The 20,023-nt window shown below is 65.8% G+C and carries 16 protein-coding genes; 8 read left to right on the forward strand and 8 right to left on the reverse strand.

The genetic code is table 11. The annotated features are described in order from the left end of the window. Nucleotides 1–17: 17 nt before the first annotated feature. Complete coding sequence (locus AKN83_RS10455; RefSeq protein WP_050405792.1) at nucleotides 18–464, forward strand: NfeD family protein; 447 nt, start codon at nucleotides 18–20, stop codon at nucleotides 462–464. On the opposite strand, the gene AKN83_RS10460 is transcribed toward AKN83_RS10455, so the two are convergent. Continuing rightward, complete coding sequence (locus AKN83_RS10460; protein ID WP_050405793.1) at nucleotides 461–796, reverse strand: winged helix-turn-helix transcriptional regulator; 336 nt, start codon at nucleotides 794–796, stop codon at nucleotides 461–463. The genes AKN83_RS10455 and AKN83_RS10460 overlap by 4 nt on opposite strands. A 97-nt stretch (nucleotides 797–893) precedes the next feature. Between AKN83_RS10460 and AKN83_RS10465 the strand changes: the two genes are divergently transcribed. Then, the gene (locus AKN83_RS10465; RefSeq protein ID WP_050405794.1) at nucleotides 894–1,433 is read left to right on the forward strand and encodes a carboxymuconolactone decarboxylase family protein; all 540 of its coding nucleotides are present in this window, start codon (nucleotides 894–896) and stop codon (nucleotides 1,431–1,433) included. 47 nt (nucleotides 1,434–1,480) lie between these two features. Here AKN83_RS10465 and AKN83_RS10470 read toward each other — a convergent pair whose 3' ends face one another. After that, the gene (locus tag AKN83_RS10470) at nucleotides 1,481–2,491 is read right to left on the reverse strand and encodes a KpsF/GutQ family sugar-phosphate isomerase (RefSeq protein WP_050405795.1); all 1,011 of its coding nucleotides are present in this window, start codon (nucleotides 2,489–2,491) and stop codon (nucleotides 1,481–1,483) included. Nucleotides 2,492–2,638: 147 nt separating this feature from the next. Between AKN83_RS10470 and AKN83_RS10475 the strand changes: the two genes are divergently transcribed. Beyond that, nucleotides 2,639–4,429 (forward strand): outer membrane beta-barrel protein, encoded by a 1,791-nt coding sequence (locus tag AKN83_RS10475; RefSeq protein ID WP_430641516.1) that lies wholly within the window; start codon nucleotides 2,639–2,641, stop codon nucleotides 4,427–4,429. 277 nt (nucleotides 4,430–4,706) lie between these two features. Here the strand turns inward: AKN83_RS10475 and AKN83_RS10480 are convergent, their stop codons facing one another. Further along, nucleotides 4,707–6,164 carry a glutamate synthase subunit beta gene (locus AKN83_RS10480; RefSeq protein ID WP_050405796.1) on the reverse strand — a complete coding sequence of 486 codons (1,458 nt, stop codon included), beginning with the start codon at nucleotides 6,162–6,164 and terminating at the stop codon, nucleotides 4,707–4,709. A 138-nt stretch (nucleotides 6,165–6,302) separates the two neighbouring features. Then, complete coding sequence (gltB, locus tag AKN83_RS10485; RefSeq protein WP_050405797.1) at nucleotides 6,303–11,066, reverse strand: glutamate synthase large subunit; 4,764 nt, start codon at nucleotides 11,064–11,066, stop codon at nucleotides 6,303–6,305. A gap of 472 nt (nucleotides 11,067–11,538) precedes the next feature. Between gltB and AKN83_RS10490 the strand changes: the two genes are divergently transcribed. Then, nucleotides 11,539–12,318 (forward strand): hypothetical protein, encoded by a 780-nt coding sequence (locus AKN83_RS10490; RefSeq protein WP_050405798.1) that lies wholly within the window; start codon nucleotides 11,539–11,541, stop codon nucleotides 12,316–12,318. Nucleotides 12,319–12,488: 170 nt separating this feature from the next. On the opposite strand, the gene AKN83_RS10495 is transcribed toward AKN83_RS10490, so the two are convergent. Then, on the reverse strand, nucleotides 12,489–12,959 hold the full coding sequence (locus AKN83_RS10495) for an Hsp20 family protein (protein ID WP_050405799.1): 471 nt from the start codon (nucleotides 12,957–12,959) through the stop codon (nucleotides 12,489–12,491). A 220-nt stretch (nucleotides 12,960–13,179) separates the two neighbouring features. Here AKN83_RS10495 and AKN83_RS10500 point away from each other — a divergent pair, with 220 nt between their 5' ends. Then, entirely contained in the window at nucleotides 13,180–14,127 is a 948-nt protein-coding gene (locus AKN83_RS10500; RefSeq protein ID WP_050405800.1) for an alpha/beta fold hydrolase, read from the forward strand. Between the two features lie 26 nt (nucleotides 14,128–14,153). Here the strand turns inward: AKN83_RS10500 and AKN83_RS10505 are convergent, their stop codons facing one another. Continuing rightward, nucleotides 14,154–14,813 carry a hypothetical protein gene (locus AKN83_RS10505; protein ID WP_050405801.1) on the reverse strand — a complete coding sequence of 220 codons (660 nt, stop codon included), beginning with the start codon at nucleotides 14,811–14,813 and terminating at the stop codon, nucleotides 14,154–14,156. Between the two features lie 61 nt (nucleotides 14,814–14,874). Further along, nucleotides 14,875–16,674: an adenylate/guanylate cyclase domain-containing protein gene (locus AKN83_RS10510; RefSeq protein WP_050405802.1), complete on the reverse strand. Its 1,800-nt coding sequence runs from the start codon at nucleotides 16,672–16,674 to the stop codon at nucleotides 14,875–14,877. Between the two features lie 237 nt (nucleotides 16,675–16,911). Here AKN83_RS10510 and AKN83_RS10515 point away from each other — a divergent pair, with 237 nt between their 5' ends. Next, on the forward strand, nucleotides 16,912–17,547 hold the full coding sequence (locus tag AKN83_RS10515; RefSeq protein WP_050405868.1) for a LysE family translocator: 636 nt from the start codon (nucleotides 16,912–16,914) through the stop codon (nucleotides 17,545–17,547). 70 nt (nucleotides 17,548–17,617) lie between these two features. Here the strand turns inward: AKN83_RS10515 and AKN83_RS10520 are convergent, their stop codons facing one another. Then, on the reverse strand, nucleotides 17,618–18,370 hold the full coding sequence (locus tag AKN83_RS10520; RefSeq protein WP_050405803.1) for a sulfite exporter TauE/SafE family protein: 753 nt from the start codon (nucleotides 18,368–18,370) through the stop codon (nucleotides 17,618–17,620). Between the two features lie 91 nt (nucleotides 18,371–18,461). Here AKN83_RS10520 and AKN83_RS10525 point away from each other — a divergent pair, with 91 nt between their 5' ends. Both AKN83_RS10525 and AKN83_RS10530 read left to right on the forward strand, forming a co-directional pair. Further along, on the forward strand, nucleotides 18,462–19,355 hold the full coding sequence (locus tag AKN83_RS10525; RefSeq protein WP_050405804.1) for a LysR family transcriptional regulator: 894 nt from the start codon (nucleotides 18,462–18,464) through the stop codon (nucleotides 19,353–19,355). Between the two features lie 19 nt (nucleotides 19,356–19,374). After that, on the forward strand, nucleotides 19,375–20,022 hold the full coding sequence (locus AKN83_RS10530) for a glutathione S-transferase family protein (protein ID WP_050405805.1): 648 nt from the start codon (nucleotides 19,375–19,377) through the stop codon (nucleotides 20,020–20,022). Nucleotide 20,023 lies beyond the last annotated feature (1 nt).

The raw sequence follows: 20,023 nt of genomic DNA on the forward strand, positions 1-20,023 counted from the left end.
ATGTGAGAGGTCACGTCATGGCCGAGATGTTTTCGACATTGGGTACCTGGAACTGGCTGATCTTCGGCTTCATCCTGATGGCGCTGGAGCTCGCGGCGCCGGGCGTCTTCCTGTTCTGGCTCGGGCTCGCGGCGCTCGCGGTCGGCCTGCTGTCGTTCGTGTTCACGCCGTCCTGGCAGATGCAGCTCCTGATGTTCGCGGTGTTCGCCGCGCTCGCGGTGCCGGCGTGGCGGCATTTTGCCAGAGGCGCGACCGAGGCGAGCAATACCAATCCGTTCCTCAACCGCCGCAACGAAGCCCTGGTCGGCCGCGAATTCACGCTGGAGAAGCCGATCATCGACGGATTGGGCACGGTGCGGATCGACGATACGGTCTGGCGCGTCGCCGGCCCCGATGCGCCGGCCGGCAGCCGGGTGAAGGTGGTCCGCGCCGATGGCGCCAGCCTGACGGTGGCCGCGGTCTAGCTGCCAGCGTGCTTGCTCCAGCGCTCGGCGAAGCGGTTGAGCGGCGTGAATGTCGCAAACAGCTCTCTCCCAAGCGCGGTGAGGCCATAGCCATCCTCCGTCAGTTCGACGAAGCCCGCCTCGCGCAGCTCGGTCAACCGCGTCTGCAGGATCGTCGGCGAGGCCTCGTCGCAGGCGGTGCGCAGCGCGCGCGAGGTCAGCGCGCCCTCGCGCAGCTCCCAGACGATGCGCAAGGTCCAGCGCCGTCCGAGCAGGTCGAGAAGTGCCATGATCGGGCGGCCGGTCCGTGAGCCGCGGACGCCGGATTTTGCGGTCGGAACCTGCTTTGCCATGAACCCCTCATGATTTCGCTTGCGCGAATCTCTCTTGCGCCATTTGCTACAGATATTGTAGCGTATCGCTACAGTAAATGTAGCGACGAGATCAGCCATGCCACGCATCGCATCGCTCGATCCGCCCTATGCGGCGGACGTTCAACAGCATTTCGACCGCATCATGCGCGGCAAGCCGCCGCTGGTGCTGTTCCGCATGATGGCGGCGCACCCGCGCGCCTGGGAGAAGTTTCGCGGCGGCAGCCTGCTGGACCGCGGGCCGCTGCCGTTGCGGGAGCGCGAGATCGTGATCGACCGCACCTGCGCGCTCAATGCATGCGAATATGAATGGGGCGTGCACGTCACCGCGTTCGGCGCCGCCGCCGGGCTGTCGGAGCAGCAGGTCCACGCCACCGTGCGCGGTGCGGCCGATGCCGACTGCTGGTCGCCGGCCGAGCAGGCGCTGATCGCGGCGGTCGATGCGCTGCATGCCCGGGCGACGCTGGATGACGCAGAGTACGCGGCGCTGGCAGCGCATTATGACGAAGATCAGGCGCTGGAGATCATCCTGCTGTGCGGCTTCTACCGCACGGTCTCCTACCTCGCCAACGCGCTGGCGCTGCCGCTGGAGCAAACGGCGGCGCGGTTTCCGAGCTAGCCGTCATTCCGGGTTCACGCTTCGCGTACCCCGGAATGACAGCGAAGTTACGCCACGCCGGCGCGCAGCAGATCGTGCAGATGGATGATGCCGACCGGCTTCTTCGCATCGGTCACGATCAATGTCGTGATCTTCGAGGCGTTGAGCAGCTCCAGCGCTTCGCCGGCCAGCGTGTCGCGGCCAATCGTCTTCGGTGTCCTGGTCATGACCTCGTCGACCGACAGCGTCAGCAACTCAGGGCGCGTCAGCTGCCGGCGCAAATCGCCGTCGGTGACGATGCCGACGAGATGGCCGTGGCGGTCGACGATACCGACGCAGCCGAAGCCCTTCGAGGTCATCTCGACCAGCGCGTCCGACATCCTGGTGCCGAGCGGCTTCAGCGGCAGCGCCTCGCCGCTGTGCATCAGGTCGCGGGCATATTTCAGCAGCGCGCCGAGCTTGCCGCCCGGATGCAGCACGCTGAAATCGGTCGAGGTGAAGCCGCGGCCTTCGAGCAGCGCGATCGCCAGCGCATCGCCGAGCGCCAGCATCATCAGCGAGGAGGTGGTCGGCGCGAGATTATGCGGGCAGGCCTCGCGGGCCTTCGGCATGGTAAGCTGCACGTCGGCCGCCTTGCTCAGCGTCGAGTCCTTGTCGGCGGTCATCGCGATCAGCGGGATGCCGAAGCGCGCGGCATAGGCGATCAGATTGCGCATCTCCGGCTGCTCGCCGGACCATGACAGCGCCAGGATCGCATCATCGGCGGTGATCATGCCGAGATCGCCGTGGCTGGCTTCGGCGGTGTGCACGAAGAACGCCGGCGTGCCGGTGGAGGCGAAGGTCGCTGCGATCTTGCGGCCGATATGGCCCGACTTGCCGAGCCCGGTGACGATCAGCCGTCCCTTGGCCTTGCGGATCAGCTCGGCCGCCGCCGTGAACGCCGCGCCGAGGTCGGATTTGAGTGCCGCAGACAGCGCAGCGACGCCGCTTGCTTCGGCATCTAGGGTGCGGAGCGCCGACTGAACGGCGCCGTCATCGGGGCCGGATGATTTTGTCATCAGCGGTTTCGGTTTGGCCATTTCGCATTCCAGGGGAGGGGTTTTGCACCCGGGCGTCTCCCTTAGCACGTTCGATTCCGCGATGCGACGCGCGGCGGCGCATCCTCAACGGCTCATTAACCATAATTGTTTTAACTCCATTAACGACGTTTTTCGCCGCCCGGCGAGATGCGTACGTCAAGTGTATGGATTCGTTGGAGTATTTCCATCGTGTGGCGGCGGCCAGCAAGCGGCCCAAATCGGCGTGGACACTTCGTTCGCGTGGTTTTGCCATGCCTCTTGCTGACTTTTTCGCTGACCGCGATGACCGGGCTCGCCAATGCCCAGACCGTGACGCCGGATCTGTTCAGCCCGAACCGACAGAGCCAGGTGATCACCCAGGACTCGCCGCTGCGCCGGACCACGGCCGATGCCACTGATCCGCTCAACGGCTTGAAGCTGCCCGACGCCGATCCTGCCCGGCGTGCCGCGTCGTCGTCGACATCAACCACGGACCGTGTCGGACAGGTCCCGACCTACGGTCTTCCTGCCGCCAATGGCGCGGCGACATCAGGTTATGACTCGCTCAACCGGAAGCGCCTGAAGCCGAAATATTATCCGGGCCAGGCCAAGCCGAAGCCGCCGCCGGGGCCCGGCTCGCCGGCGCCCACGCCGCCGCCGCTCACCGCCGCCGGGCAGTTGCGGCTGTCGATCCCGCCGTCGGAGACCGCCAGCAAGCCGCCGCTGCCGCCGGCGATGGCCGGCACCATCGTCGGCCAGCCGCCACGCCGGCGGCTCAAGCTCGACGACGATCCGTTCGGCGCGGTCGGCGACTACGCCGGCTCGTTCATGGTCAAGACCGCGGTCGAGGTGATGGCGGGCTACGACACCAATCCGGGCCGCTTGAACTCGCCGCAAGGCAAGGCGTTCTACATGGTCGCGCCGGAATTCGTCGCGATATCGGACTGGGAGCGGCACGCCGTCGTCGCCGATCTGCGCGGCTCGTTCACCGGCTACGGCTCCCAGCTCACGCCGGTCGACGGCACGCCGCTGTCGGCGCCGCTCGACATCGACCGTCCGAGCTTCACCGGGCATATCGATGGCCGTCTCGATGTGTCGAGGGACACGCATCTGACGGGACAGGCCCGCCTGCTGGTCTCGACCGACAATCCCGGCAGCCCGAACGTGCAGGCCGGCCTCGCCAAATATCCGATCTACACCACGGTCGGCGGCACCTTCGGCATCGACCAGAATTTCAACCGCATGCAGGTCTCGCTCGGCGGCACCGTCGACCGCACCGATTATCAATGGTCGAAGCTGACCGACGGCACGTCGTCGTCGAACGACGATCGCAACTTCACGCAGTATGGCGGTGTCGGCCGCGTCAGCTATGAGCTCAATCCGGCCGTGAAGCCGTTCGTGGAAGTGGAGGGCGACAGCCGCTTCCATGATCTCTATCTCGACCGCAACGGTTACGCGCGCAATTCGTCGGGCGGCTACGCCAAGGTCGGTACGTCGTTCGAATTCACGCGGATTCTGTTCGGCGAAATCTCGATCGGCTATGCCAGGCGCGACTATATCGACCCGCGGCTCAGCCCGCTCGAGGGCTTGCTGACCACCGCCTCGCTGACCTGGAATGCGACGCCGCTGACCACGGCCAAATTCTATTCCGACACCCAGCTCGGCGAGACCACACTGCCCGGCACCTCCGGTGTGCTGTCGCGCACCTACACCGTCGAGGTCGACCACGACTTCCGCCGCTGGCTGACCGGCATCGGCAAGTTCACCTACGGTACGCTCGACTACCAGGGCGATAACCGCAACGACACGATCTACTCGGTGTCGGGTGACCTGATCTACAAGATGACCCGCAGCCTCTGGATCAAGGGCACGCTGCGCCGCGACTGGCTGGACTCGAATCAGCCGGGACAGAGCTCGGCATCGACGGTGGTGATGCTGGGCGTGCGGGTGCAGAACTAAAGCATGATCCGGAAAAGTGCGAAGCGGTTTTCCGAAAAGATCATGCTCAGTCAAAGAGCTAAAGCGCGATGACGATTCAACCTAATCATATCGCGCTTTAGTGTCTGAGGCTGCGCAGGTCGCGTCCCGCATGAGGTCTCGTGCCCTGCGAAGGCGGGGCACCCAGTACGCCGCGGCCCATCCGTTCGATGGCTGATGTCGCTGGAATACTGGATCGCCCCCTTTCGCGGGCGATGACAGCAGAGTGTGATGAAGTTCGGTGCAACAGCCGGGGCACTTACCCCGGCAGATCCGTCTTCCCCATCAGGAAGCTGTCGATCGAGCGCGCGCACTGGCGGCCTTCGCGGATCGCCCAGACCACCAGCGACTGGCCGCGGCGCATGTCGCCGGCGGAGAAGATTTTCGCGCGCGAGGTCTGGTAGTCCTGCAGCGACGCGCGGACGTTGCCGCGCTGGTCGAGCTCGACGCCGAGCGTCTTGAGCAGGCCCTCGTGTACCGGATGCACGAAGCCCATCGCCAGCAGCACCAGCTCGGCATCGAGCGTGAACTCGGTGCCGGGCAGCGGCTTGAACTTGTCGTCGACCTTGACGCAATGCAGCTTCGTCACCTTGCCGTCGGTGCCTTCGAACTTGGTCGTCAGCACCGCGAATTCGCGCACCGCGCCTTCGGCCTGGCTCGATGACGTCCGCATCTTCAGCGGCCAGTTCGGCCAGGTCACGCCCTTGTTCTCGTGCTCGGGCGGCGCCGGCATGATCTCGAGCTGGGTCACCGACTTGGCGCCCTGGCGGAACGAGGTGCCGATGCAGTCCGATCCGGTGTCGCCGCCGCCGATCACGACGACATGCTTGCCGCCGGCGAGGATGTCGGCGGCGCCGTTCAGCGGCTCGCCGGAGACGCGACGGTTCTGCTGCGGCAGGAAGTCCATCGCGAAGTGGATGCCGGCGAGGTCGCGGCCGGGGATCGGCAGGTCGCGCGGGGCTTCAGCGCCGCCGGTCAGCGCCACGGCGTCATACTGCCTGGCGAGCTCCTGCGGGTCGATCGCACCTGGCGTCGCGCCGCCCACCGCCTTGCCGTAGTGGAAGGTGACGCCCTCGGCTTCCATCTGCTTGACGCGGCGATCGATGATGCCCTTCTCCATCTTGAAGTCGGGAATGCCATAGCGCAGCAGGCCGCCGGCCTTGGCGAACTTCTCGTAGACATGCACCTCGTGGCCGGCGCGCGCGAGCTGCTGCGCGGCGGCAAGGCCCGCGGGGCCGGAGCCGATCACGGCGACCTTCTTGCCGGTCTTCTGCGCCGCGATCTCCGGCTTGACCCAGCCATTGTCCCAGGCGCGGTCGACGATCGCGCATTCGATGGTTTTGATGGTGACCGGGTTGTCGTCGATGTTCAGCGTGCAGGACGCCTCGCACGGCGCCGGGCAGATGCGGCCGGTGAACTCGGGGAAATTGTTGGTCGAGTGCAGGTTGCGCGAGGCCTCTTCCCAGTTGCCCTGATAGACGAGGTCGTTGAAATCGGGGATCTGGTTGTTGACCGGGCAGCCCGGCGTGCCCGGCGCGGTCGAGCCGGTGCCGTGGCAATAGGGGATGCCGCAATTCATGCAGCGCGCGGCCTGGTCGCGCGTGTCCTTCTCGCTCAGTGGAATCACGAACTCGTTGAAGTTCTTGAGCCGATCGGCGACCGGCTGGTACTTGCGGTCATGCCGCTCGATCTCGAGAAAACCTGTGATCTTACCCATTGAAACCCGATGCCCCTGCATCTCAGTTGTCCGTCATTCCGGGCTGCGCCGAGAGACGCAGACCCGAAGGTCTCGAAGTGGCTTGGCGAGATTCCGGGTTCGCGCCGATGGCGCGCCCCGGAATGACGCCCGGTGATACTACGCGCCGATCGCGATCTTCGGCTCGGCGTCGGCGTTGGCCTTCATTTCCTTCAGCGCGCGGCGGTACTCCACCGGCATCACCTTGCGGAATTTCGGCAGCCAGCTCTTCCAGTCGGCGAGGATCTCGGCCGCCTTCTTCGAGCCGGTCAGCTTGGCGTGCCGCGTGATCAGGACGTGCAGCCGCTCGACGTCGGACTCGAGCAGGTTCTGGAACACGTCGACCCGGCCATGCGCCTCGAGATCGCCGGAGTGGTGATAGGTGTCGGCGTTGATCATCTCCTCCGACAGCACCGGCTCGAGCTCGACCATCGACAGGTTGCAGAGCTTATCGAAGTCGCCGGCCTCGTCGAGGACATAGGCGATGCCGCCGGACATGCCGGCCGCGAAGTTGCGCCCGGTCTTGCCGAGCACCACCACGATGCCGCCGGTCATGTATTCGCAGCAATGATCGCCGGCGCCTTCGACGACCGCGACCGCGCCTGAGTTGCGCACCGCGAAACGCTCGCCGGCGATGCCGCGGAAGTAGCACTCGCCCGCGATCGCGCCGTACATCACGGTGTTGCCGACGATGATCGATTCTTCCGGCACGATGCCGGAGATCTTCGGCGGCTTGACGATGATGCAGCCGCCGGAGAGGCCCTTGCCGACATAGTCGTTGCCTTCACCCTCGAGCTCGAAGGTGATGCCCTTGGCAAGCCAGGCGCCGAACGCCTGTCCGGCCGTGCCCTTCAGGCCGACATGGATGGTGTCGAGCGGCAGGCCGGCATGGCCGTAGATCTTGGCCACCGCGCCCGACAGCATCGCGCCGGCGGAGCGGTCGGTGTTGTTGATCTCTTCCTCGATCCTGACCGGCGCACCGCGATCGAGCGCGGCTTGCGCCTTTTCGATCAGCCGGCGGTCGAGCACGGCGTCCAGATGGTGGTTCTGGCTCTCCGAGTGATAGATCGTCTGGCCCTTCTCCTCCTTCTGCCGCACGAACAGCTTGGAGAAGTCGAGGCCCTTGGCCTTCCAGTGCGAGACCAGCGCGGTCTGGTCCAGCATCTGGACCTGGCCGACCATCTCGTCGAACGTCTTGTAGCCGAGCTGGGCCATGATCTCGCGGACTTCCTCGGCGACGAAGAAGAAGTAGTTGATGACATGCTCGGGCTGACCGGTGAAGCGCTTGCGCAGCACCGGATCCTGGGTCGCAACCCCGACCGGGCAGGTGTTGAGATGGCACTTGCGCATCATGATGCAGCCCGCCGCGATCAACGGCGCGGTGGCGAAGCCGAATTCGTCGGCTCCGAGCAGCGCGCCGATCACGACGTCACGGCCGGTGCGGAAACCGCCGTCGACCTGGACCGCGATGCGGCTGCGCAGCCGCTGGCGCACCAGCGTCTGATGGGTCTCGGCAAGACCGATCTCCCACGGCGAGCCGGCATGCTTGATCGAGGTCAGGGGCGAGGCGCCGGTGCCGCCCTCGAAGCCTGCGATGGTCACGTGGTCGGCGCGTGCCTTGGCGACGCCGGCGGCAACCGTGCCGACGCCGACCTCGGACACCAGCTTGACCGAGACCTGGCCGTCCGGATTGACGTTCTTGAGGTCGTAGATCAGCTGAGCGAGGTCTTCGATCGAGTAGATGTCGTGATGCGGCGGCGGCGAGATCAGGCCGACGCCCGGCGTCGAGTGCCGGACGCGGGCGATCGTCGCGTCGACCTTGTGGCCGGGCAACTGGCCGCCTTCGCCGGGCTTGGCACCCTGCGCCATCTTGATCTGCATCATGTCGGAGTTGACGAGATATTCCGTCGTCACGCCGAACCGGCCCGAGGCGACCTGCTTGATCGCCGAGCGCATACTGTCGCCATTGGGCAGCGGCTTGAAGCGGTCGGATTCCTCGCCGCCTTCGCCGGTGTTCGACTTGCCGCCGATCCGGTTCATCGCGATCGCGAGCGTGGTGTGCGCCTCGCGCGAGATCGAGCCGAACGACATCGCGCCGGTGGAGAAGCGCTTGACGATCTCCTTGGCCGGCTCGACGTCCTCGAGCTTGACCGGCTTGCGCTTGTCGTCCTCGGCGCTCTTGATCCGGAACAGGCCGCGCAGCGTCAGCAGACGCTCGGACTGCTCGTTGAGGATCTTGGCGAACGCCCGGTAGCGCTCCAGCGAGTTGCCGCGCACGGCATGTTGCAAGGTCGAGACCGATTCCGCGGTCCATGCATGGTCCTCGCCGCGGGTGCGGTAGGCATATTCGCCGCCGACGTCGAGCGCGCTCTTGTAGATCTGGCCGTCGCCGAACGCGTCGGTGTGGCGCCGCACGGTCTCCTCGGCGATCTCGCCGAGGCCGACGCCCTCGATCCGCGTGTGGGTGCCGGCGAAGTACTTGGCGACGAAATCGGCCTTGAGGCCGACTGCGTCGAAGATCTGCGCGCCGCAATAGGACTGGTAGGTGGAGATGCCCATCTTGGACATCACCTTGAGCAGGCCCTTGCCGATCGACTTGATGTAGCGCTTGACGATCTCGTAGTCGTCGAGCGCGCCGGGCAGCCGGTCCTTCATCGCGAGGATGGTCTCGAACGCGAGATAGGGGTTGATGGCTTCGGCGCCGTAGCCGGCGAGGCAGGCGAAGTGATGCACTTCGCGCGGCTCACCCGACTCCACGACGAGGCCGACCGAGGTACGCAGGCCGGTGCGGATCAGATGATGATGCACGGCGGCGCAGGCGAGCAGCGACGGGATCGGAATCCGGTCGGTGCCGGTCATGCGGTCCGACAGGATGATGATGTTGATGCCCTCGCGCACCGCGCCCTCCGCGCGCGCGCAGAGCTCGTCGAGCACCTGCTCCATGCCCGCCGCGCCGAATCCGGCGTGGAAGGTGGTGTCGAGCGTGCGCGACTTGAAGTGGGTCTCGGGAACGTCGGAGATCGAGCGGATCTTCTCGAGGTCCGCATCGGTCAGGATCGGCTGCCGCACTTCGAGGCGCTGCGTCGAGGCGACGCCCTGCAGGTCGAACAGGTTCGGCCGCGGCCCGATGATCGAGACGAGGCTCATCACGATCTCTTCGCGGATCGGGTCGATCGGCGGGTTGGTGACCTGCGCGAAGTTCTGCTTGAAGTAGGTGAACAGCTGCTTCGGCTTGTCCGACAGCGCCGAGATCGGCGTGTCGTTGCCCATCGAGCCGGCGGCTTCCTCGCCGGTGGAGGCCATCGGCGTCATCAGGATGTTGATGTCTTCCTGGCTGTAGCCGAACGCCTGCTGGCGATCGAGCAGCGGCAGGTTGGAGCGCACGCCCTTGGCCGGCGCATCCGGCAGCTCCTCGAGCTGGATCTGGGTGCGGTGCAGCCAGTCGCTGTAGGGATGGCTCTTGGCGAGGTCGGCCTTGATCTCGTCGTCCGGAATCAGGCGGCCCTGCTCGAGGTCGACGAGCAGCATCTTGCCGGGCTGCAGCCGCCACTTGGTGACGATCTGGTCCTCCGGAATCTTCAGCACGCCCATTTCGGACGCCATCACGATGCGATCGTCCTTGGTCACGAGATAGCGCGCGGGACGCAGGCCGTTGCGGTCGAGCGTCGCGCCGATCTTGCGGCCGTCGGTGAAGGCGATCGCAGCCGGGCCGTCCCACGGCTCCATCAGCGCGGCGTGATATTCGTAGAAGGCGCGGCGCTGCTCATCCATCAGCGGGTTGCCAGCCCACGCTTCCGGAATCATCATCATCACGGCGTGCGGCAGCGAGTAACCGCCCTGCACCAGGAATTCGAGCGCGTTGTCGAAGCAGGCGGTGTCGCTCTGGCCTTCATAGGAGATCGGCCACAGGCGGCTGATGTCCTTGCCGTAGAGCTCCGAATGCACGGAAGCCTGCCGTGCCGCCATCCAGTTGACGTTGCCGCGCAGCGTGTTGATCTCGCCGTTGTGGGCGATCATCCGGTAGGGATGCGCCAGCGACCAGGTCGGGAAGGTGTTGGTCGAGAAGCGTTGATGCACCAGCGCCAGCGCGCTGTCGAAATCCGCTTCATGCAGGTCGGGATAGTACTTGCCGAGCTGGTCGGCGAGGAACATGCCCTTGTAGATCACGGTGCGGCACGACAGCGAGCACGGATAATAGCCCGCCATGCCGCGGTCGCGGCGTTGATAGATCGCCTGCGAGATCGACTTGCGCAGGATGTAGAGCCGGCGCTCGAAATCGTCCTCGGTCTTGACCGCATTGTTGCGGCCGATGAAGACCTGCATGTGATAGGGCTCGGTCGGCTTCACCGTGACGCCGAGCGACGAGTTGTCCGACGGCACGTCGCGCCAGCCGAGCAGCTTGAAGCCCTCGTTCTTGATCTCGTCGGCGATGATGCTCTTGATCACGTTCCGCCACGCGGCATCGCGCGGCATGAACAGCGCGCCGATGGCGTATTCACCGGGCTTCGGAAGCTTGAAGCCGAGCTCGGCGGTCTTGCGCGCGAAGAAGGCGTGCGGGATCTGCACCAGGATGCCGGCGCCGTCGCCGGCGCGCGGGTCGGCGCCGACGGCGCCGCGATGCTCGAGGTTGCACAGGATGCTCAGCGCGTCGGAGACGATCTGATGCGACTTCTGGCCCTTGATGTTGGCGATGAAGCCGACGCCGCAGGAGTCCTTCTCCAGGCTCAGGTCGTACAGACCTTCGGCCTGCGGGCGCCAGGTGTGAAGCTCGGGGGTGTGCGGTCCAAAGGACGCATCATGCGCGGCATCGGCGGCTTTCGAGTCCGCGGTCGCCGACAGCATGCCTGCCACGATGGTTTCGCGCTCGAATTCCGACCCGCTCATGTGTCCTCTCCCTTTCGTAAGGGGCCTCACCGCATTTGGCGCACCTTGGACGTTGCGGCACCCACCGGGCCACCGCTCGTCCGCCGCGAGCCGCATTTTCCTAAATTCAGACGATGGGCGTTTCAACGTCCCCTGGGGGACGGCCCTGCCTGCAGCATTCTCGGAGCCCGGGGCGCCGAGGTTTCGTTGCAATCCCTATGCCGGAATGGCCTCGAAATTGAGACAGCCTTACTGTCCTAACATCGACCTTGCCAAATTTTTGTCTATCACACAAGCGCGAGGAAGTCCTCGCCCGCATGCTCGAAACGAACGGCTCGGCGGGGCCCGCCGCGCCCCTGATTCGAAGCAAACACGCCGTGATCTGGCCCAAGGAGGGACCAAGGACCGCCGGAATTCAAACTGAAATTTTGCCTGGCAAGCCGGCAAGAGAGCGGGAAGCTCCCAGGGGCGCGGCCAGACAGGAGTTACGGCGATGAAGTTGTTCACAGGTTCGGTAGCAGCCGCCGCTCTCGCGCTCAGCGCGGCCTCGGCCCAGTCGCAGCTGGTGACATCAGTCCGGATCGGCAGCCCGGCTCTCGTCAGGGTATCCGACATGAACGGGCCCTACGCCGCCATGCCCGAGGTTCCGCCGCCGCCGCGGTTCGGCCGCGTCCCGAGCCTGTTGCCGCCGGTCGAGGTCTACACCGTGCTGCGCGAGAACGGCTATCTACCCCTCGGCGCGCCCCAGCAGCGCGGCTTCGTCTACACGATCTCGGTGATCGACCAGGGCGGGGACGACGGCCGGCTGGTGATCGACGCCCGCGACGGGCACATCGTCCGCTTCACCCCGGCTTACCGGCTCGGCGACAATTACAAGGACGAGATGAGCGCGACCTACGGCCCGGTCGGCCCGATGCCGCGGGCGATCCAGGCGAGGGTGCCGCGGCCACCGCTCCCGATTCCGCACGTCGCCAGCCGCGTGCCGGTGCCGAAGCGGAGCCCGCTCTCGGCCAAGGCGCAGGCGCCTGCAGCGGCCCAGGCTCCTGCCCCGGCAACCCAGGCGGCCGTCCCGCCGACCGTTGCGCCCGCCCAGGCAACCGCACCTGCGCCAGCCGAGCAGGCAGCCGCGACGCCCAAGCCGGGGCAGACCCAGACGGCGTCGCAGGCCGTTCAGCAAGCCGAAGCTCCGACCGTCGGTCAGGCCGCTGCACCGGCGCCCCCGCCTGCGATCCTGCCGACCCAGGAAATGCCGAAGGTGCAGGGGCTGGAGTGAAGTCGGTAGCCCGGATGGAGCGAAGCGTAATCCGGGACGGTGCCGCCGCGGCGGACAACCCGGGATTGCGCTTCGCTCCATCCGGGCTACGGCAGCCAGACACAAAAAACGCCCCGGTTTCCCGGGGCGTTTTCGCGTTCAGCCAATATCTGCTGACGCGGGGGCATTGCTTAGGCCGCGACCTTCGAGCCGTCGACGACCTGCGGGGCCTTCTCGCCGCCGCCGATCGGAATGCTGCGGGGCTTCTTGGCCTCGGGAATCTCGCGGACGAGATCGACATGGAGCAGGCCGTTCTCGAGCGAGGCGTTCTTCACCTGCACGAAATCGGCAAGCTGGAAGACGCGCTCGAAGGCGCGGGAGGCGATGCCGCGATAGAGCACTTCCGAGCCGTTGCCGGAGTTCTCATTGGCGGATTTCTCGCCCTTGATCGTCAGCGTGTTCTCCTTCGCGACGATCGAAAGCTCGGCTTGCGAGAAGCCGGAGACCGCAACGCTGATCCGGTAGGCATTCTCGCCAGTGCGCTCGATGTTGTAGGGGGGATAGCCGGGGCTGCCGTCCGAGGTCACCTGATCGAGCAGGTTGAAGAGGCGGTCGAAGCCGACGGTGGAACGATAGAACGGAGTGAGGTCGTAGCTACGCATAGGATAGTCCTCCAATGAGCGACTGTTGCAGTTACCCGCCCGCCATCGGGCCGGGCTTAGATGTGTGCAGCCTCATGTTCCGGTTCCGAAACACTGGTAGCGGCCTGCACTGAGGTGATATGGGAGGAGTCACGTCGCGTTCAAGAGGCGGAAACCGCGCAGCTTTTTTCGGCGCCCGCGTGCTTGATCCCCACCCTGTCCCCCCATTTCGGTCTCCTGCATGACGCTCGTCTCGATCCCTGCCAACCCGGTTCCGGACGACGTTGTCAGTGGCACCATCAAGACGCCTGACGGCGCCGAGCTGCGCTTCGCGCGCTGGGCGCCGCCGCCCGGCCGCAAGGGCACGGTCTGCGTGTTCGGCGGGCGCGGCGAGATGATCGAGAAATATTTCGAGACCGTGCGTGACCTGCGCGACCGCGGCTTTGCGGTGGCGATGATCGACTGGCGCGGGCAGGGCCATTCGTCGCGGCGGCTGCGCGATCCGCGCAAGGGCTACGTGCGCAACTTCGCCGACTACGAGGTCGATGTCGAGACCTTCGTGCAGCAGGTGGTACTGCCGGACTGTCCGCCGCCCTATTTTGCGCTGGCGCATTCGATGGGCGGCGCCGTCATGTTGCGGGTCGCGCATGCCGGCAAGCGCTGGTTCGACCGCATGGTGCTGTCGGCGCCGATGATCGACTTGCCGCGCGGGCGCGTGTCGTTGTTTCCGAGCGCGCTGCTGCGGATCATGCGCCTCGCCGGGCAGGGCGGCCGCTACATTCCGGGCGGCAACGACGAGTTGGTCGGCCTCGCGCCATTCATCGGCAATCCCGTGACCAGCGACCCGGTGCGCCACGCCCGCAACGCGGCGATCCTGGAGGAAGACCCGACGCTCGGCATCGCGGCGCCGACCATCGCCTGGGCCGACACTGCGTTCACCGCGATGCGCACCTTCCGCGGCATGACGTACCCGACCGAAATCCGCCAGCCGATCCTGATGCTGGCGGCGAGCAATGACGAGGTGGTGTCGACGGCGGCGATCGAGGAGTTCGCCTATCATTTGCGCGCCGGCTCGCATCTCGTGATCGCCGGCTCCAAGCACGAGATCCTGCAGGAGCAGGATCGCTACCGCGGGCAATTCTGGGCGGCGTTCGACGCCTTCGTGCCGGGTACGCCGCTGTTCAAGTGAGCGATGGACTGGTGTGAGCTCGGGGTTCAGCCGTTGAGCAGCGCGACGATGCGGTCGGGAAAGCGCTTTTCCACGAACAAGGTCCTGACCTCGGCGACGCTGAGATAGCGGTCCTTGCCTTCGCCCTTGCCCATGATGTCGAGCAGCACCGGCCATTCGCCGAGCATCAGCAGCGGATAGTAGCAGTGCAGGATCGCGTAGGATGGCGGATGCTCGTCCTTGGCGCGCTGGAAATTTGCCGCCATGAAGGTCTTGATCTCGGCGGCCGACAGCCCGCGTTCGACGCTGCCGTCGGGCGCCTTGTAGTCACTGCCGAAGGTGGCGAGCCGCGCGATCTCGTCCTCATGCACGACGGCATGCTGGTCGAGGATGCGCGAGCCGGCGCCGTGCTTGTCGAGCGGGCCGTTGCGCAACTCGTCGAGGATCGCGCCCTGCAACAGGCTGCGGATCTGGCTGAAGGGGCCGATGCCGTTGGCCATCTGCGCGACCATGAATATCTTGGCGCCGGCGTTCAGTGCCGGAAGGCCGGTCTTGCCGGTGGCGCGGTCGATGGTTTCGGTCAGCTTCGGCAGTGGCACGACATGACCGCCGACATAGGCGCCGGCGACCAGCGCGCGCAGGAACGGGCAGGGATTATCAGGGGAAACCTGCGGGGCGGGCGCCCCGCTTGCAGCCGTATCGGGCATCAATCCACATCCTGAAAAGCTTCAGCTTAAAAGGCATCCATCACCGGAGGATGAATTTCGCTCAGGAATCGACGGCGAATTTCGACGTGGATGCAACCAGAGCGAGTTTGCCGAAGGGGAGGCCGGCTTTCAAGAGGCCTTCGCGATAATGCGCGATGTCGGCCGGGTTCTTCCAGTGGAAATTGCGCAGGTGACGTTCGACCGTGAGGTCGGAATGGTTGGCGAGCAGCGCCTCGGCCGCCTGCGCGGCTTCGTCGGCGCGGCCGAGCTGGGCGAGCGCGGCGGCGCGCACGGCCAGGCACTGCAGATGGTTCGGGTTGAGATACAATCCCTCGCGCGACCACGACAGCGACGCGTCATATTGCCCAAGCAGATAATGGCTGAACGCATTCAGCGCGGCCCATTGGTAGCGCGGATCGCTGTTGCCGCGCTGGACCGCGGTCGAGAACAGATCGACCGCCTTGCGATGGTCGCCGATCACCATATGGCAGATCCCGAGCACGCCGCGGGCGCCCATGTCGTAGGGATTGAGCTCGATCGCCCGCTTGATGGCGTCCATCGCGGCTTCATAGTGGCCCTGCATCGCATGCAGATAGGCGAGCAGCGAAAATGCGAACGAGGAGCGCGGGTCGAGCCGCACGCTGCTCTCGGCGAGGCTCACCGACGAGGCCCACAATTCGCGGGTGCTCGGAATCCAGCCGAATTGGACACTCTGGATCTGGATCAGCGCGAGATAGGCGCGCGCGATCGACAGTGCGGGGTCGAGCTCGATCGCCTCCTTGAACAGCGCGATCGCGGTTTCGCAATCGTCCTTGGTCTGGTGATAATAGTGCGACAGACCCTTCAGGAAGCGGTCCCACGCCGTCAGTTCGGCGTTCGGCGAGCGTGCCGGTGCCGAGGCCTCGGCGCGGTAGATCTCCTGGGCCACCGCCGCGGAGAGGTTGGCGGTGATCTCGTCCTGCATCGCGAACAGGTCGCCCATGTCGCGGTCGTAGCGGCCGGTCCACAGCTGCTCGCCCTTCTCGGGCGCGATCAACTCGGCGGAGACGCGGATCTTGTTGCCGGCGCGGCGCACCGAGCCCTGAATCAGATAGGTCGCGTCGATTTCGCGCGCGATCAGGCGGGTCGAGACGTTCTTGCCCTTGTAGGCGAAGGTCGAGTTGCGGCTCAGCACGCGGTAGAAGGATTGCAGCGACAGCGCGTGGATCAGATCCTCGGTCAGGCCGTCGGAGAAATATTCGTCGGCTCCGCCGCTCAGGTTGTCGAACGGCAGCACGCCGACGATCGCGGTCCGGTATTGCCCGGGCAGATGCGGGCCGTCGTCCGGCGCCTTGTCCTGGAGATCCGATCCGGCCGGCGCCCAGGTCCAGACATGGACCGGCTCGGCGATGTTCTTGAAACGGTGCGGCCCGGCATCGGCCAGGGTGACGGCGAGTCGCCGTCCCGCCTCGGTGCGGGCTTTGTCCGACACTGCGATGCCGCCGGGCACGGCGACGGTCTCGAGGCGGACTGCGATGTTGACGTCGTCGCCGAACACCTCGTCCTCGTCGGCCATGACGTCGCCCATGTGGACGCCCATCCGGAAATGCATGGCGCGGTCGGCGGGCAGATGTTCGTTGCGCTCGGCCATCAGGGTCTGCATCGCGACGGCAGCCTCGATCGCGCCGATGATGCTCGGAAATTCCAGCAGGAAGCCGTCGCCGGTGTTTTTGACGATTCGGCCGCCATGGTTGAGGATGATCGGGTAGATCGCACTGCGGTGCGCCTTGAACGAGGCGTGCGTCCCCGCCTCGTCGACTCCCATCATGCGGGAATAGCCGGCGATATCAGCGCAAAGAATGGCAGCGAGCCGTCTTTCCATGTCTCCTGTGCCCTGGAATGGCCACTTAGCCGAGGTGACCGAATCCGATACTTACAAGACAGGCCGGGTCCGGCGGAAGCTCGGTTTACGTGCACCTATAATGCATAGTAGCAGGAATTGGCATGCGACCAACGGATCGTACAGTCCGTTTCTCTACTGAATTCGTGTGTCGCCGGGATGGCGCAGGTTGGGACCTTCCTTTCAGGGTCGTTACTTACATGGGCTAATGTGGCCGAGATGCTGGGAATTCACGAGCTTTGGCTGTTTGTCCTGTCCGGGCTGCTGCTCAACGTCACGCCGGGGCCGGATACCGCTTATATCATAGGACGCACGATTCAGCACGGATGGCGTGGCGGAGCCGCTGCGGCGATCGGTATCAGCTGCGGCTGCCTGGTCCACGTGCTGGGTGCGGCGATCGGGCTGTCGGCGCTGCTGATGGCGTCGTCGACCGCGTTCCTGGCCGTCAAGCTGATCGGCGCGGCCTATCTGGTGCTGACCGGGCTGCAGATGCTGCTGTCGCGCGCCAAGCCGGTCGCGGACACCGCCGGGCAGGACGGCGAGACCTCGATCTCGCGCGTGTTCTGGCAGGGAGCGCTGACCAACGTCCTCAACCCCAAGGTGGCCCTGTTCTTCCTGGCTTTCCTGCCGCAATTCGTGGCGGCGGACTCAGCCCACAAGACGCTCGCCTTCCTGGTGCTCGGGCTGATCTTCATCACCGGCGGTACGCTGTGGTGCCTCGGCCTCGCCGCCTTCGCGGCACGGGCTGCCGGCCGCATCCGGCAATCGACCGGCGTGATTGCCTGGATCAACCGCTCGCTCGGCGCGCTCTTCATCTATCTCGGCGTCCGCGTTGCCATGCTGGAGGCGCGCTAGCCGTCGCCAGAGCGTTTTCGAGCGAAGTGGCTACCGGTTCGCGTGAAGAAAACGCGTCAAACAAGAAGCGCTAGCCGTGGATCTTGAGCAGCGCGCTGCCCGCCAGATAGATGCCGAGCAGGATCATCGAGATCAGGAACCAGCGGCGGAAGACGTCTGGCTGCATCCGTGTGCGGACCGCTTGGCCGATGAACATGCCGGTGAACGACGCTACCATCGCCACCGCGCCCGGCAGCGCGGTGGCCGCCGTCAGCAGGCCCGAGGCCGTGAGGTTGAAGGCAAGCGCGATGGTTGCCGTGGTGAAGAAGACGCCGAGCGCCTGCACCAATTCGTCCCGCTCCATGCCGATCGCCTGCATGAACGGCATTGAGGGAATGACCTGGACGCCGGTTGCCGCCGAGATCAGCCCGGTGATGACGCCGACGATGCCGCCGATCCATTTCTCGTCGCGCCGCCTGACCTTGAAGTTGAATCGGCTCAGGCCGACGATCGCGTAGATCACCAGCAGCGCGCCAAGTACGACGGTTCCGTAGGCCGCGTACGGCCCGGTCAACAGCCCGGCATTGATCCAGATTCCGAAGACGGTGCCGAGCATCAGCGGCCACAGCCGCTTGAGGATGTCGCGCAGAAAGGGACCGACGAAGGTCTGCCAGATATTGGTGACGATCGCCGGCACGATCACGATCGCAATCGCCTGACCCGGCGCCATCGTGGTTGCCAGCAGCCCCATCGCGACAGTCGGCAGACCGAGGCCGAGAGTGCCCTTGACGAAGCCGGCGAGCAGGAAGGCGAAGGCGATGAAGATCAGGAGATGGTCGACCATGACTGCACATTGACCGATCGTGCCGATCGGCACAATCTGGAGCTTACGGAGTTAGCCTTCGGATCACCCGAAGGCGGGGCGGGGAAACGTCATGCGGTTCGACCTGATCGACTTGCAATTGTTCATCGCGGTTGCCGACGCGCGCAGTATCACGCAGGGCGCGGCGCGCGCAAATCTTGCGCTGGCCTCGGCCAGCGAGCGGATCAAAGGTCTCGAGGAGGCGCTCGGCGTCGCGCTGCTCAAGCGCGGCCGTCGCGGCGTCGAGTTGACGGCGGCGGGCGAGAGCCTGCTCGGTCACGCGCGGATCGTGATGCATAATGTCGAGGCCCTGCAGAGCGATCTCGCGGCCTATGCCAGCGGCGTCCGCGCCAACGTGCTGCTGCTCGCCAACACCTCGGGCCTGTCGGAGCACCTGCCGCGGGCGCTGGCGGCGTTCCTGCACGAACATCCCGATATCAGCGTCGACGTCGAGGAGCGCGAGAGTACCGACATCGCGACCGCGATCGCCAGCGGCGCCGCCGACCTCGGCTTCGCCGCCGAACACGCGCTGCCTGACAGCGTCGAGCGATTTCTGTTCAGCGAGGACCGCCTGATGCTGGTGGCGTCGCGGCGCAGCGATCTCGGCGGCCGCCGCCAGATCGACTTCCAGGAGGTGGTTGGCCGCGATTTCGTCGGCCTCACCGCAACGTCCGCGCTGCAGGTCCATATTTCCAGGCACGCGGCGAAACTTGGTGCGCGGCTGCGCTTCCGCGCCCGCCTGCGCGGCTTCGACGCCATCTGCCAGATGGTCGCCGCCGATGTCGGCATCGCGGTGATCCCGGAAACCGCGGCGCGGCGCTGCGCGGCGGCGATGCCGATCACGACGATCAGAATCCGCGACGCCTGGGCCAACCGCCGGCTGACGATCTGCGCGCGCAGCTTCAAGGCGCTGCCGCGAGCGGCCAAGCAGCTGGTGGAATATTTGCGGGCCGAAGCGCAGCGCTGACGAAGCCGGGGGGAGTGTAATGCTCAGGGTCTGGGGACGACGCAGTTCGTTCAACGTGCAGAAGGTGATGTGGCTGATCGGCGAACTCGATCTGGCACACGAGCACATCGATGCCGGCGGCGCGTTCGGCGGGCTCGATGCGCCGGCATTCCTCGCGATGAACCCGCATGGCCGCGTGCCTGTCGTCAGGGATCACGATGCGACCGTCTGGGAATCCCACGCCATCCTGCGCTACCTCGCCGCGCGCTACGGCAACGGCCGCTTCTGGTCCGATGATCCTGTCATCCGGGCGCGGGTCGATGGCTGGATGGACTGGTCGCAGACCGCGCTGCAGCCGGATTTTCTCGGCGGCGTGTTCTGGGGATTTTTCCGCACACCCGAGAGCCAGCGCGACTTGCCGGCCATTCACAAGGCGCTCGCCCGCTGCGAGCGGCATTTTACCAAGCTCGAACGGCTTCTCGAGGCGACGCCGTTCCTGCTCGGCGAGACGCCGTCGCTCGCCGACATCACCGCGGGAACTTCGCTCTATCGCTATTTCGGGCTCGAGATCGCGCGACCGCCGCTGCCAGCGGTCGAGAGCTGGTATCAGAGGCTGCAGCAGCGCCCGCCGTTTCGTCAGCACGTCATGATCCCGTTCGAGGAGCTGCGTGGCCGGCTCGATTACTAAA

This window comes from Bradyrhizobium embrapense, assembly GCF_001189235.2.
Lineage (GTDB): Bacteria > Pseudomonadota > Alphaproteobacteria > Rhizobiales > Xanthobacteraceae > Bradyrhizobium > Bradyrhizobium embrapense.